The organism is Pseudoalteromonas sp. A25 (genome assembly GCF_009176705.1).
Taxonomy (GTDB): domain Bacteria; phylum Pseudomonadota; class Gammaproteobacteria; order Enterobacterales; family Alteromonadaceae; genus Pseudoalteromonas.
This window is the reverse complement of the sequence record NZ_AP021846.1, coordinates 3,121,189-3,135,612: the sequence shown is the minus strand read 5'-3', so window position 1 is coordinate 3,135,612 and position 14,424 is coordinate 3,121,189. Positions and strand designations below refer to the sequence as shown.

Annotated in this window: 11 protein-coding genes; 7 read left to right on the top strand and 4 right to left on the bottom strand. The window is 40.3% G+C overall.

Going from position 1 to position 14,424, the window contains the following annotated elements:
• Positions 1–1,908, top strand: a complete 1,908-nt coding sequence (gene aceF / locus GDK41_RS13510; RefSeq protein WP_152086901.1) for a pyruvate dehydrogenase complex dihydrolipoyllysine-residue acetyltransferase — start codon at positions 1–3, stop codon at positions 1,906–1,908.
• Between the two features lie 174 nt (positions 1,909–2,082).
• Positions 2,083–3,507: a dihydrolipoyl dehydrogenase gene (gene lpdA, locus GDK41_RS13505; protein ID WP_152086900.1), complete on the top strand. Its 1,425-nt coding sequence runs from the start codon at positions 2,083–2,085 to the stop codon at positions 3,505–3,507.
• Between the two features lie 194 nt (positions 3,508–3,701).
• On the opposite strand, the gene GDK41_RS13500 is transcribed toward lpdA, so the two are convergent.
• From GDK41_RS13500 to GDK41_RS13485, 4 genes are all read right to left on the bottom strand, one after another.
• Positions 3,702–5,090, bottom strand: a complete 1,389-nt coding sequence (locus tag GDK41_RS13500) for an O-antigen ligase family protein (protein ID WP_172971621.1) — start codon at positions 5,088–5,090, stop codon at positions 3,702–3,704.
• Between the two features lie 158 nt (positions 5,091–5,248).
• Complete coding sequence (locus GDK41_RS13495) at positions 5,249–5,785, bottom strand: hypothetical protein (protein WP_152086898.1); 537 nt, start codon at positions 5,783–5,785, stop codon at positions 5,249–5,251.
• Positions 5,786–5,809: 24 nt separating this feature from the next.
• Complete coding sequence (locus GDK41_RS13490; protein ID WP_152086897.1) at positions 5,810–7,861, bottom strand: bifunctional diguanylate cyclase/phosphodiesterase; 2,052 nt, start codon at positions 7,859–7,861, stop codon at positions 5,810–5,812.
• A gap of 32 nt (positions 7,862–7,893) precedes the next feature.
• A complete protein-coding gene (locus GDK41_RS13485) occupies positions 7,894–8,556 on the bottom strand; it encodes a transglutaminase-like cysteine peptidase (RefSeq protein ID WP_152086896.1) in 663 nt (220 codons plus the stop codon).
• A gap of 447 nt (positions 8,557–9,003) precedes the next feature.
• Here GDK41_RS13485 and galU point away from each other — a divergent pair, with 447 nt between their 5' ends.
• The 5 genes from galU (at position 9,004) to GDK41_RS13460 (ending at position 14,418) form a co-directional block, all read left to right on the top strand.
• Positions 9,004–9,933 carry a UTP--glucose-1-phosphate uridylyltransferase GalU gene (gene galU, locus GDK41_RS13480; RefSeq protein WP_152087588.1) on the top strand — a complete coding sequence of 310 codons (930 nt, stop codon included), beginning with the start codon at positions 9,004–9,006 and terminating at the stop codon, positions 9,931–9,933.
• 102 nt (positions 9,934–10,035) lie between these two features.
• Positions 10,036–11,109 (top strand): non-hydrolyzing UDP-N-acetylglucosamine 2-epimerase, encoded by a 1,074-nt coding sequence (gene wecB, locus GDK41_RS13475; RefSeq protein WP_269473139.1) that lies wholly within the window; start codon positions 10,036–10,038, stop codon positions 11,107–11,109.
• Positions 11,110–11,125: 16 nt separating this feature from the next.
• Positions 11,126–12,364: a UDP-N-acetyl-D-mannosamine dehydrogenase gene (gene wecC, locus GDK41_RS13470; protein ID WP_152086894.1), complete on the top strand. Its 1,239-nt coding sequence runs from the start codon at positions 11,126–11,128 to the stop codon at positions 12,362–12,364.
• 1 nt (position 12,365) lies between these two features.
• Positions 12,366–13,421 (top strand): hypothetical protein, encoded by a 1,056-nt coding sequence (locus tag GDK41_RS13465; protein WP_152086893.1) that lies wholly within the window; start codon positions 12,366–12,368, stop codon positions 13,419–13,421.
• A gap of 118 nt (positions 13,422–13,539) precedes the next feature.
• Entirely contained in the window at positions 13,540–14,418 is an 879-nt protein-coding gene (locus GDK41_RS13460) for a glycosyltransferase family 2 protein (protein WP_152086892.1), read from the top strand.
• Positions 14,419–14,424: the final 6 nt, after the last annotated feature.

The following is a 14,424-nucleotide window of genomic DNA, read 5'->3' as shown; positions in this document are numbered from 1 at the left end:
ATGACTATCGAAATTCACGTTCCAGATATTGGTGCTGATGAGGTTGAAGTAACTGAGATCCTCGTACAAGTAGGCGACTCAGTGAGTGAAGAGCAATCGCTTATCACCGTTGAAGGCGACAAAGCATCAATGGAAGTACCTGCTGCACAAGCAGGTACTGTTAAAGAAATTAAAATTAGTGAAGGTGACACCGTATCAACTGGGTCACTTATCATGATTTTTGAAGCAAGTGCTGGCGAAAGCGATGAACCAGCATCAGAAGAGCCAAAAGAAGACAACAGCGGATCAGCTGTTGCTGACTCTGGTGCGACTGAACTTAAAGAAGTACATGTACCTGATATTGGCGGCGATGAAGTTGAAGTGACCGAGATCATGGTTGCAGTTGGCGACAGCGTTGAAGCTGACCAATCAATTTTAAACGTTGAAGGTGATAAGGCGGCAATGGAAGTACCAGCACCGTTTGCCGGTACCGTCAAAGAAATCAAAGTGGCAGTTGGTGATAACGTATCAACGGGCTCTTTGGTGTTTGTCTTTGAAGCAGGTGCACCAGCAGATGCTTCAGGTAACTCAGCGCCACAATCAGCTTCTCAGTCTGACTCTGCTAATGCAGAAGCATCGACTGAACTAAAAGAAGTGCATGTGCCAGATATCGGTGGTGACGAAGTTGAAGTGACTGAAGTGATGGTATCAGTAGGTGATAGCGTTGCAGCTGATCAATCAATCTTAAACGTTGAAGGCGACAAGGCTGCAATGGAAGTACCTGCGCCATTTGCCGGTACCGTTAAAGAAGTTAAGGTTGAAGTTGGCGCTAAAGTATCTACTGGCTCGTTGGTATTTGTATTTGAAGTGACGGGCAGTGCGCCGAAAAAGTCAGCAGACAAGCCTGCAGAATCAAAACCTGCAGCTGCGCCAAGTGCAGCACCTAAATCTTCAACGCCAGCTGCATCGAGTGTGAAAGAAGACTTTGAAGCAAACTCATCTTATGCGCATGCTTCCCCTGTGGTTCGTCGCTTAGCTCGCGAGTTTGGTGTAAATCTTGCTCGAGTTAAAGGCACGGGTCGTAAAGGTCGAGTGATCAAAGAAGACGTACAAAATTACGTTAAAGAGCTGGTCAAACAAGTTGAGTCTGGCAAAGCGTCAGGCGCTAGCGCAGGCGGCGGTGAGTTAGGTTTGATCCCTTGGCCAAAAGTTGATTTTAGTAAGTTTGGTGAAATCGAAGAGAAGAAGCTGTCTCGTATCCAGAAGCTTTCTGGTGCTAACTTACACCGTAACTGGGTTCAGATCCCCCATGTTACCCAGTTTGACGAAGCAGATATCACGGGCCTTGAAGCATTCCGTAAAGAGCAGAATGTGCTGGCTGAGAAGAAGAAAATGGGCGTGAAGATCACACCATTAGTATTTGTGATGAAGGCGGCTGCAAAAGCACTTGAAGACTTCCCAACGTTTAACTCTTCATTGTCAGAAGACGGTGAGAGCTTGATTTTGAAGAAGTATGTACACATTGGTATTGCGGTAGACACGCCAAATGGCTTAGTGGTACCAGTAGTGCGTGACGTGAACAAGAAAGGCATTATTGAACTGTCTCGTGAGTTAATGGAAATTTCAGCTAAAGCACGTGAAGGCAAGCTGACTTCTTCAGATATGCAAGGCGGTTGCTTTACTATCTCAAGCTTAGGTGGCATTGGTGGCACCGCATTTACGCCTATCGTGAATGCGCCAGAAGTGGCAATCTTAGGGGTGTCTAAGTCTGAGATGAAGCCAAAGTGGAACGGTAAAGAGTTTGAGCCGCGCTTAATGGTGCCGCTAAGCTGCTCTTACGACCATAGAGTGATCGATGGTGCGTTGGCAGCCAAGTTTACTGTAACGCTTGCAAGCTACCTGAGCGATATCCGTCAGTTAGTGATGTAATTTGTTGTCCCGCCTACTATTTAGGCGGGACATCTTTTTGTGCGGATGATACACTTTCGCACACTTAAAAAACTCTCTCTGCCATGTACCGGTGTTTTTGTATGCGGCAGGCATTTTTGGGTGCGGATACTCAAAAGAGTACAGTCCCGTTCGAATAATAGTTAAGGTAATAACATGAGCAACGAAATCAAAACTCAAGTTGTTGTACTAGGCGGTGGTCCTGGTGGTTACTCAGCAGCATTCCGTGCTGCGGATTTAGGTTTAGAAGTTACACTTATCGAGTCTCGCAATACCCTAGGTGGTGTGTGCTTGAACGTAGGTTGTATCCCTTCAAAAGCACTTCTTCACGTTGCTAAAGTAATTGATGATGCAGCTGAAATGTCATCTCACGGTGTAACATTTGGCGCACCACAAATTGACTTAGACAAAATTCGTTCTTGGAAAGAGTCTGTAATTGGTCAACTTACTGGCGGCCTAGACGGCATGGCTAAAATGCGTAAAGTAAAAGTAGTTAACGGCTACGGTAAATTTACAGGCGCTAACACCATTGCAGTTGAAGGTGAGTCTGGTACGACTACAGTTACTTTTGATAACGCTATTATTGCAGCGGGCTCTCAGCCAGTTAACTTACCTTTCATCCCTGAAGATGACCGTGTAATTGACTCAACCGGTGCACTTGAACTTAAAGATGTACCAGAAAAACTACTTGTATTAGGTGGTGGTATTATCGGCCTTGAGATGGGTACTGTGTACCGTGCTCTAGGTTCACAAATCGACGTTGTTGAGTTTGCTGATCAACTAGTACCAGCGGCTGATAAAGACGTTATCAAGATTTACCAGAAGTACGTTAAGAACAAGTTTAACGTAATGCTTTCTACTAAAGTTGTTGCAGTTGAAGCGAAAGAAGACGGTCTATACGTTTCATTCGAAGGTAAAAATGCACCAGCTGAAGCTGTTCGTTACGATAAAGTACTTGTTGCTGTTGGTCGTACTCCTAACGGTAAACTACTTGACGCTGAAAAAGCGGGCGTAGCGGTTGATGAGCGTGGCTTTATCAATACTGACAAGCAAATGAAGACAAACGTTGATCACATCTTCGCAATTGGTGATATCGTTGGTCAACCTATGCTTGCACACAAAGCCGTTCACGAAGCTCACGTTGCTGCTGAAGTTATCTCTGGTAAGAAGCATTACTTCGATCCTAAGTGCATTCCTTCAATCGCTTACACAGACCCAGAAATTGCATGGGTTGGTGTAACTGAGAAAGAAGCCAAAGAGCAAGGCCTTAGCATTGAAACTGCGGTATTCCCGTGGGCAGCATCTGGCCGTGCAATCGCTTCAGCGCGCACTGAAGGTTCAACTAAGCTTATCTTCGATAAAGATTCAGGCCGTGTAATTGGTGGTGCGATGGTCGGTATCAACGCTGGCGAAATGCTGGGCGAAATCGGCCTTGCAGTTGAAATGGGCGCTGATGGTGAAGACTTAGCGTTGACGATTCACGCTCACCCAACATTGAATGAGTCAATTGGTCTAGCGGCTGAAATCTTTGAAGGCTCAATCACTGATTTACCAAACAAAAAAGCAGTTAAGAAAAAGTAATTTGCTTACTGTTATTTAATACTCAAAAACCCAGCGCGAGCTGGGTTTTTTGTGCTTGCTAGTGTCGCTACTGCAAAGGCGAGTTTTTTTAGTTACTTCTTCCAAATAATTAGGGAGGGCGTATTTTAATGGGAACGAAGAGAAAGGCAACATAGCAGCCTCACACTAGGAGGCTGTTTAGTAAATAAGTGTAACTAGCTTGCGAATTTTTTATATCTATTTTGCTCAGGCATATTCTTGACGATAAAACATAAGCTCAGTATCAACAAAAACAACATAGTATTGGCGGGGGCTTGGAGGTTAAAATCAACTGTATTATGTATAAGCATATGCAATATCGCCATACAGCAGCCAAATGCGACACCTTTGAGTAATTTGCTATTCCGTTTTTGCATAGTTCTGATACTCAACCACAAGCAATATAGCACCCAAACACCTAAAAATAGGGTAACAGGCACGCCTAACTCAACCATAAACTGGATATATTCATTGTGTGCATGGTCGTAATAAGATGTGTAAGGTGCTGGCTGTATCTGTGGAAAGGCAGTATAGAATGTGCCTGCACCTGTGCCTGTGAGCCAATTTTTTTGAATAAGAGGCATGCTATCAATTACCACTTCATCGCGGGTTTCAGAGGCAAAACTGGTGTCTTCAATACGTTGCTGTAGTTTCTCTAAACCAAAGATAGATCCCACGATAATCATATCGAGTACAAATATACTGATAAGTAAGGGTTTTAGCATGGTAGGCGGGCGCTTATATATAAATAAGGCCAATACACCCGTGACCATAAGTGCGCTAAAAAATCCGGCATTACCCATGCGAGAGCGACTTAAAATAAGGCCTATGATCATGATAATAATGGCCAAACGCAGCAGCATTTTGGAGCTAAGCAAGGTTTGCATCGCATCGCTAATGAAGGTTTTGAACTTGAAACGACTTTTTGAGGTTTTAAGCTCAGATATTAGCCAACCAATTGCAAGAGACAAACTCAATGCTAAAAAGTTAGCAAAATGATTTTGATATACAAATGAGCCTCTAGCTCGGTTTCCCTCAGGGTAACCAAAAACAGGTGAATGACTGAAATTGAGTAGGTTAAGCACTGTACCATAAAAAGCTTGCAAGCATGCTGATAGCACAATTGCAAATAGTAATATTTTGAGTGCCCTTTGGCCCGTGCAATATTGAGTTACAAGCCAAACAAATCCAGTGTACATAAGGGTTTTAATTAGCATAGTTTGCGTCATATAGGGGTCAATAGAGCCTATTCTAAATGCTGCACTAAGGTCAGTGGCGTTTTTAAAGGTAATAAGTTCGTTTGCTGTGTAAGGGTTAAGAAACTGCAATAATTGAAAAGCCGCAAACGCGAGCAGTGGGCCTAGCAATCCCCATTGCCACCTATAACGCACCAGTGTTTTTTTTCTCCATGCACAAAATATGCAGTGAGCAAGCACCAAAAGACTGACCCAAAACACAAATATAGACCAGGCCCAAATTCGGTTGCTGGCTAGTGGAATGGGTACCAGCACCACTATGGCGGCAAGCATAAGAAGCATAATGGATGAAAAGCGCAGTGACTTCATTGTATTCTCAATAGATGTAATGTTAATAATCTAGCTATTTGCTGATGTTGAATGATAGGGTAATGACCGCTTTGGCTGATAGGCATTACTGTTATGCAAAAGCAAAAAAGCTCCCAAGGGTGGAAGCTTTTATATTTAAATGCTTTAGGCGCGTTTAATTAGTTACCAGAAGCTGTGCCACTACCGCCACCTGTATCACCAGCGCTACCACTTCCTGCTTGAGGGTTATTTGCTGTGTTGGCATTGTTTTGCGCTGGTACAGCTGCAACAGTGTTTTGCGCCGCGGGTGCTGAATCAAGCGTAGATTGAACGGTATCTTGCGAAACGTTGTTTGCAAGCGCAATGGTTTCAACGGTTGTTGTGCTAACGTTTGCGTTTTTAGCGGCTGTAAGTACTTGACTAACTGCGGCTGTGTTATCAGCGCCAACAGCCTGAATTGCAGCCGCGATAACTTGGCTAACCACAGCTTCGTTGTCTGCGCCTACGGCTTGAATTGCTGCTGTAACAATGCCTTGTGCAAGTTCAGGGTTTGCAGCTAATAGCTGTTGAATAAGTGCTGAAACATCTTGTCCTTGTGCTTGAGCTTGCTCAATTTGTTGTGTGATGGTTTCTGGTAGTGTTGCAGTATCCGCTGCTATGGCACTACCTGCACTTAACAAAGAAGTAAGCAATAAAGCTGCCTTTAAGTTTTTCATACTATTCCTCATTGGTATGATAATTTAAATTCTTGCACTGCTTGCTTCGTGGCAAACCGTGCCATCTTTCCTTTCAATATAATCAGTATAACTTGAAACAGGTACAACTCCTAGCCCTTGTTGTCCATCTATTTTCATTGCATGACATAAATGCGATACATCGTTTGTCTCAACATGCGCAGCAATGACCTTTATGCCTAAACCATGACAGAGAGAAGTGACAGTATTAATAAAAAAGCGATAATCAGTATGGTCGCAGTTTTTAATTAAGCTACCATCAATTTTTACATAATCAACGCGTAAATTTTGAATATATTGAAAACTACTAAAGCTTGTTCCAAACCTATCGAGGGTAATTTTAATATTGTGATCTTTGGCACGATTAATAAAATCTCGAGTTACATTGGCAGAGTAAACAAGCGCAGATTCATTTACTTCAAAAATAAGCGGCGGTAACTGGTGTTGTACTTCTGGCAATATATCAAATAGCCAATCATTAAATGCATGGTCGTACAGTGAGCAGTTACTGATATTTATGGCAACAGGGGTGAGTTTTATGGCCTTTATTTTTTGCAAAATATATGATACCACAGCACGTTCTAAACTGAGCACAAAACCATAGCGTTCAGCCATAGAAAACACATCAGATGTACTTAAAAACTCACCATTATGTTTAAAACGAATAAATAGCTCTTGATATTCAATGTGTTGAGCTGCATTAATAACTGGCTGTATAGAAATGTCAAAAATTTGCTCATAGGCATTAAGAGATTCATCAAGCAAGCTATCTGAGAAGTGAGTAGCTACTTCAATAATATCAATAAGCGAGGTGTATTCGGATAAAATGTCATGCCACTCATCTTTGGTTTTGCCCGATATGGTTTCATCGAGTAACGGCATAACCTGGCCAAAATGTTTTTCTTTGCTAATGTGGGCGTCAATACGCATTAATAGTGCTTGTATACGCTCATTTTTGCGTACTTTTATCAACATTGGTTTGCATAGTAAGTCGCCATGCTGAGCGATCGAAAACGCGCTGAATGACTGCCGTAACTGATCAATTAAAAAACCAGCCTGTTTTGCTGATAACTTGCCAAATATGGCAAATTCAGAACCTGATAGCTTGTATGCTTTAATGTCACTATGTAGTTCGATTGCATCAAGTATTAGCTTTGCGCAGCGATGTATATAATCATCGCCTTTAGAATAGCCTTCACTTTGGTTGATTGTGCGTAACTCACTCAATGTGATTAATCCAAAGTAGTATTGGTCGTGGTTTTTTTGAATATTCTCAAATTGTGCGTCAAAGTCTCTGTTTAGTGCTCTTCGGTTACTTAAGCCTGTTAATTCGTCGCTATACACCTCTTGTCGTAATAAAGCGATTTTTTTATCTTTATTGCTGAGCAGTTGTTGTGCTTGCTGAACATAACGGTTAAACGCCGCGGTAATGACATTAAATTCATTAAACCATGATGAATAAGATACCGCACTAAGGTGATCTTGGCTTGATGTATGCCGTTGTAGTACGCGACTAAGTTTATTGAAAGCTTTGAGGAAGAAAAACAAAATCAGTGCAAGTAAAGTAGTAACTGCTAATGTGGCGGTAAGTGTTTGTTTAAACTCAGTATACAGCGCTAAATAGGCTGAACCAGGGTGGACTTGAATAGACAGTGTACCGGCAATGTGCCAGCCGCTGGAAACTTCACTTGATATTGTTGGGGGAGTAAGTTGCACAAGTGACACAAACCAATCGGGTACATGCTGTGATTTGGGCTCAAACTGATAATTAAATGTCAGCTCAGGGTCGCTGCCAATAAATGTAAGGTTGGTATAGTAGCCTGAATCAAATTGTGCCTTTGCCATGGTTTTAGCCAGAGCAAAATCATCTTTATTGATATAAGGTGCGATCGACAGGCCTAAGTTTGTAGCCGTATTTTGTGCTTGATGTGTTAACTCGGTTTTTAAGTATTGCTTGGTGAGCGTTAAGTCTTTAAAGAAAGTAATTAGAAATAGCACTAAAAACAGCATGCTCACAACAAGCAGTATACAATATTTAATTGATATTGATGTACGCACTATATAAGTCCCTTTATATTGATTAATAAGCTTTACTGACTTTGTTCAATTCTTGCTAACATGGCGCTCCAATGCGTCATACGAGCGGTCTCTGAAAGTTTTTTACCCACACCGTGTGCTCTGGCCTGCCAAAGCCCCTTTGCATTAAACGCATAAACAGGGATTAAATCGACTCGCCTGTTGGCAGATAAAATTTTATTTATTGTATTATCTAGCACCATTGGTATTTCATTGGGTTTATCGTAATACACTAGCACCATATGTGGCTCATTGCTGTGAGCAATTCTTACATACATTAAGCGCATTTTATGTTGTGCAATACCCAAAGCTCGCAATGTCATATATTTAAAAATGACGTAGTCTTCGCAGTCCCCAAACCCTGTACCTAAACTTTCTATTGGTGTTGCCCAGTAATCTTTTGCTTGCCAATGCATTTCATCACTTTGGTAATGAATATATTTGTTGGCAAACTTATTTACTACATTGAGCTTTTGCCAATCCGAATCATTAGCATGTGTTTTAATTAACGTATGCCAGTTTAAAAAGCGCGGCAGTGCCTGTTTATCATATTGCTGTTTTACTTGAGTTAGTACTTGTTGCTCAAAAAGCTTGTCTATGTAATTGCTATCATCACTGAGTAACGTAAGCGGCAGCATGAGTGCAGCGACAATATAGCACACTTTAAATAGACGCATTTTTGTAACATTAAAGAGAGTAGAGTACACAAAGCCTAGCAAATGTTGTGTAGGCAAGCAAAAAATGTCACTTTATTCTCTTTTTATCCACAATTTTGGAATGTACTTACCATTTATTTCTAACTTGTTACTTATTAGGTTAATACGTGCTTTTTAAAGTATAGACATAATTTAAACATGCATCTAATAAGGGGACAAGGTTTTATTTATCGCAAAAAATTCACTCAGAATTTTTGCTGGTAAGGGTTGCCTTGTCGGAATGTTTATAGGTACAATTGTGTCGCTTTGGTGAACAAACAGTTTAACGAAATTAATTAATTTGTTCGTCAAGCAGTGGTTGTTTATGTAAGTCATTCACTTACATAACAGGGGAGTAGTTTTTTAAAGGGACGTAACGTGAGTAGTGTTGCCCAAAATAATGTTGCGAGCACGCAGCAATCTTCAAACATGCCTAAAGTAACTAAAGCCGTGATCCCTGTCGCAGGGCTTGGCACACGTATGTTACCCGCAACTAAGGCCATTCCAAAAGAAATGTTGCCTTTGGTTGATAAGCCGCTCATTCAGTATGTAGTGGCTGAAGCAGTCGCCGCAGGTATTACCGAAATTGTACTCGTTACTCATTCGTCAAAAAACAGCATTGAAAACCACTTTGACACCAGCTTTGAGCTAGAAGCCACGCTTGAAAAGCGTGTAAAACGCCAATTGCTTGAAGAAGTACGCGCCATAGTGCCAAAAAACGTGACCGTGATCTCTGTACGCCAGCCAGTCGCCAAAGGGCTCGGCGATGCTATTTTATGTGCTCGCTCTGTTGTAGGTGAAGCCCCATTTGTGGTGATGCTACCGGATGTGATAGTCGACCAATACCACAGTGATTTAAAGCAAGACAACCTAGCAGCTATGATCAAACGCTTTAATGACACCAGCGTAAGCCAAATCATGGTCGAGCCCGTGCCGCAAGAACGCGTAAACCAATACGGTATTGTGGACTTAAACGGCCAACAACCAGCAGCAGGTAACACAGCTCCGATAAAAGATATGGTTGAAAAGCCAGACGTTGACACCGCACCAAGCAACTTATCAATCACAGGTCGTTATGTACTGTCTCATAACACTTGGGATATTTTAGATTACACCCCACCTGGTGCAGGCGATGAAGTACAGCTTACCGATGCACTACACCAATTGCTGCTTATGGAGCCAATAGAAGCCTATGAAATAGTAGGTAAATCTCATGATTGCGGCAGTAAGTTAGGGTATATGGTTGCTAATTTAGAGTATGGCTTGCGTTGTCCTAATTTGGGTGACGATTTTAAAGCGCATTTGACAGAAAATGTAAATTTTGATCTTAGCTCGAACGAAAATAGGCACAGTGCCTAGGGCTTAGTTATGTACTGTGCGTAAACGCGCAACTTAATTCAAGGATTATTTCAGTTGAAAAAGATACTTATCACATTCGGAACTCGACCTGAGGCTATAAAAATGGCACCTCTGGTGAAAGAGCTTCTAGCTGATGCAAGGTTTGAAACAAAAGTGTGTGTTACTGGTCAGCACAGGGAAATGTTAGATCAAGTATTAGAGCTATTTGATATCTCTCCTGATTATGATCTGAACATTATGGAACCTGGACAGACTTTATCTACAGTCACTTCTAAAATTATTTTAGGCCTTGAGCCCATTTTAAAAGAGCTAAAGCCCGATGTAGTGTTGGTACATGGAGATACCGCAACTACTTTTGCAGCATCTTTGGCGGCGTATTACCAGCAGATTGCTATTGGGCACGTTGAAGCGGGTTTGCGCACAGGTGATCTTTACAGCCCATGGCCGGAAGAAGGTAATCGGCAGCTAACAGGCGTCCTGACCAAATTTCATTTCGCTCCTACGCATTCTTCTAAGCAAAATTTATTGCTAGAAAGCTACCCGGATGAAGATATTTATGTAACGGGCAATACGGTTATTGATGCCTTGTTACTGATCCGCAATAAAATTAACGAAGATACGCAGCTGCAAGCTTCATTATCTGAGTCATTTCCAATGCTCAGTGATGACAAGAAACTTATTCTTGTGACGGGACATCGTCGAGAAAGCTTTGGTGGCGGATTTGAGCGTATATGTGAAGCGCTCAGACAAGTTGCGCTCAAGCACCCAAACTGCCAAGTTGTATACCCGGTCCACCTTAATCCAAATGTTCAAGAACCTGTAAATAGGCTTTTGAAAGGTATTGATAATATCTTTTTGATTGAACCTCAGCAGTATCTACCATTTGTATATTTGATGGATAAAGCACATATCATTTTAACTGACTCTGGTGGAATACAAGAAGAAGCTCCTTCTCTGGGTAAACCAGTACTTGTGATGCGAGACACTACAGAGAGGCCTGAAGCTGTTTCAGCGGGAACGGTCAAATTGGTTGGCACAGACACACATCTTATTGTTGAAAGTCTCAATGAGTTACTCACAAATACTGAAAAGTATTTGAATATGAGTGAAGGACATAACCCCTATGGGGATGGCAAAGCCTGTCAGCGCATTGCACATATACTCGCAACTAATTAAAAAATAAGGACTAAAAGTGTTTAATACAGTATCAGTTATAGGTCTTGGGTACATTGGTTTGCCAACCGCAGCAGTAATTGCTTCTCGTGGTATGCAAGTTATTGGTGTGGATGTCAATCAGAAGGCGGTTGATACAATCAATGCAGGCGATATTCATATTGTTGAGCCAGATCTAGATATTGTAGTTCGTGGTGTGGTTGCAACAGGTAACCTACGTGCGACAACCACTCCAGAGAAAGCTGATGCGTTTATGGTCGCCGTGCCGACGCCATTTAAGCACAGTGAAAGTGGGGAACATAAAGCGGATCTTTCTTATATTGAAGCTGCAGCAAAAGCAATAGCGCCTGTACTTGAAAAAGGTAATTTGGTCATTCTTGAATCTACGTCGCCGGTAGGCGCGACGGAGCAAATGGCTGTGTGGCTAAAAGAAGCTAGAACGGATCTGACTTTTCCACAAGACGCTGGTGATAATGCTGATATTAAAATTGCGCATTGCCCTGAGCGTGTATTACCTGGTTATGTACTTCAGGAACTTGTGAGCAATGACCGCGTGATTGGCGGTATGAGCTCTGCCTGTAGTGAAAAGGCGGTAAAGCTTTACGAAACTTTTGTTCGTGGCGAGTGTATTGTAACTAATTCTCGTACAGCTGAAATGGCTAAACTCACGGAAAATTCATTCCGTGATGTGAATATTGCATTTGCCAATGAACTCAGTGTGATTTGTGACAAATTGAAAATTAACGTTTGGGAGCTGATTAAGCTTGCAAACCGCCACCCTCGCGTAAACATTCTAAATCCTGGTCCAGGTGTAGGAGGTCATTGTATAGCCGTCGATCCTTGGTTTATCGTAGATAGTTGCCCTGATGAAGCAAAGATAATTAAACAAGCTCGTTTAACTAACGATGCTAAGCCATATTATGTAATTGAGCAAATCATTAAAGCTGCTGATGAATTTAAGCGCCCAGTAATTGCTTGTTTAGGGTTAGCATTTAAAGCTGATATTGATGATTTGCGAGAAAGCCCTGCTTTACAAATTGTTGAAGAGCTGGTTAAACAGAATATAGGCGAAATACTTGCAGTCGAGCCAAATATTGAATCTTTACCAGAAAGGCTAGATATTAAGCTAACATCATTTGGTGATGCGCTTGATAAGGCTAATATAGTAGTTGTCTTGGTTGATCATATACAGTTTAAAAATGCCGATAAAATAGAGTTTGCAAAGAAAGTTGTTATTGATAGCCGTGGGATAATCTAAAGTGAGATTAAATAGGAGAATTAGTTTCGGGTTTGATGATATACTTCTTTTTACACTTTATTCGACAATATGTGTATTAACTTTTTTTTCTGGGTTTAGCTTTAATAAATACTTATCTATTGTACTAATTGGATTTATCCTAATTAAGTTTGTTAGAGACGGATTTGGTATACGTGCAACTTATCTCGCATTTGAAAATAAAATATTTTATATACTTTTTATTAGTTTGTTTTTGATTCAGTTTTTCATGTATGGAATCAAACTAAATGTTGGCCTGTTGTCTATACTTTCATTAATATTGTCACTCGATTTCATGAAATCCTTGCGTTTGAGGGAGTCTGAACTTCATCGTTTAATAATAGCGATAATGATAGGCGTTTTTTCAATTTTGACTTTGAAAAGTGTTGGAGCAGGTAAATATACATATACAACAGGTGCAGGAGGTATTTTATCCGCATTTGTAGTGTTGGCTGGTTTTATTATTTGTTACACATCAAAATCTAGGCTTAAAAAAATAGGCGCAACTTTGTTTGCTCTTTTTCTTTTTGTATTGTCTATACGAGGACCAATTCTTTCGGCTATAGTTTTTGTTGCTGTTTCTCGTGGAGTAAGATTGGTGGATGCCGTTAAAATCGGAGTTGGTATAAGTTGTGTGCTGATAATCGTATATTTAATAGTACCCGATTCTAGAATTTTTGATCTTCATATGAGTGGACGGTGGCTGCAATGGGTGATGATATGGAATGAGTTTGACTGGGCCAGATTGCTTTTTGGTATGGGGGATTATGCAGCAACAGGTATCCTTCTCAACCATAGCGTTGGAGAAACTATGGCAGCACCTCATAATGAAATCTTGCGTATTTTTTATGACTTTGGCCTCATCGGTATTATCATGCTTTTTTTATGTCTTAAAAAGATAACTTTAATGATGAAATCGCAAGGGAAACCATATATATTTGCCATGTTTGTACCATTAATTTTTGATAATGCATTTAGTTACTTTTTTAGTTTTGTGTTCTTATTTTTTCTAGCTGGTTTTTTGAAAGACTTTAAGTAAAAGTTCCTTTAATTAAGTGAAAATGTAATAATTGATGTTTTTTGCTGGGGTTTTACAGTTTTACTCTATAAGTTATTGTTTTTTAAAATTTTATTAGGTTAGAAAAAGGGGGTAGAGTGTGGGTTTTAAGGATTTGGTAACAGTTTTTATACCTGTTTTTAATGCAGAGCGCTATCTCGAAAAAGCTATTGAATCTGTGTTGAATCAAACATATGAAAATCTAGATATATTAATAATAAATGATGGTTCTACTGATTCATCTTCTGAAATAATTTCTAAATATAGTGAAGTGGATAGCAGGATTAGGTTTATCAGTAGAGAGAATAAAGGTATATGCTATACAAGAAATCAGGGAGTTAAAAACTGTAAAGGTAAATACTTGGCTCTTTTAGATGCGGATGATATTTGTATGCCGCAGAGAATAGAAAAACAGGTCGAGTTTCTGAAGAATAACCCATCTATTTCAGTTGTTGGCTCTTCAGTTTATGTTATCGATAAAGATGATAATATATTGGGTGTAAATAAAGTTAAAACAAAGGGCGAGTATATTAAGGCGTCAATGATTACCGGGAGTCAAATTGTTAATCCTTCAGCTATGTTTAATTTTGAAATGGTAAAACAAGACTTAGTTTATGAAAAAAACTATGATTCCGCAGAGGACCTACAGCTTTGGCTAGAGCTATATTTAAAGGGACATAGATTTGCAAACCTACCAGACAAGCTTATTAAATATAGAAGCACCTCTACTAGTCTTTCTCATATTATGAATGAAGAGAAGATAAACATGTCTGCGCGACTTATTCAAAGTGCACTTTATAGAAGTGGGCGAGACATATCTTATGAAATATCAAATATATGTAGTAGAAATTATAGCTGGAAGTATATTCTTTCATGTTTAGTATTGTTACCAAGAGTTAAGTTTGATAGGTATTATTTCTTACGAGTTTTAATTTTTTTTGTACTTGTCCTTAAGTGTATTTTTAAAATTCTTAAGTGAGTTATT